This window comes from Mesorhizobium sp. M7A.F.Ca.CA.004.06.1.1 (assembly GCF_003999135.1).
In the GTDB taxonomy this organism is placed as follows: Bacteria; Pseudomonadota; Alphaproteobacteria; order Rhizobiales; family Rhizobiaceae; genus Mesorhizobium.
Genome location: NZ_RZPQ01001458.1, coordinates 1 through 439, shown reverse-complemented (window position 1 = coordinate 439; position 439 = coordinate 1). Strand labels below are relative to the sequence as shown.

The window sequence follows — 439 nt, the reverse complement described above, 5'->3', positions numbered from 1 at the left end:
GAGGCGGGAATAGGACCGCTCCCGCAGCGATCCGTAGAGCATCAGCACGCGGGGCTTGTGAATGGACCTGGGCGCGTCCAGCAGAACCTGCATATCGATCGGCCGAAACTGCTCTTCGTCGACGTTCGGCAGCGCGTCATCGGCGACGTGGTTCTGCTCAGCCAATGCGCTTGCCCTTGATGTCGACGACGACTTCGCCGTCCTCTTTAACGAACGGCCCGATATTGGGGTTGGGCAGGATGTCGAGAACCGCTTCCGAAGGTCGCGCGAGAACGACGCCGAGACGCGTGACCACGATCGGCCGATTGATCAGGATCGGATGCGCCATCATGAAGTCCAGAATTTCATCGTCGGTCCACTTGGGATTGCCGAGATCGAGTTCCGCGTAAGGCGTGCCCTTCTCGCGCAGCAATTGGCGCGGCATCATGCCCATCGCGGC

1 protein-coding gene is annotated in these 439 nt (G+C 61.3%); it reads right to left on the bottom strand.

From position 1 onward, the window contains the following. Positions 1-157: 157 nt before the first annotated feature. The coding region (locus EN906_RS36915; RefSeq protein WP_127375903.1) for an ArsC/Spx/MgsR family protein at positions 158-439 on the bottom strand (282 nt) is incomplete at its 5' end.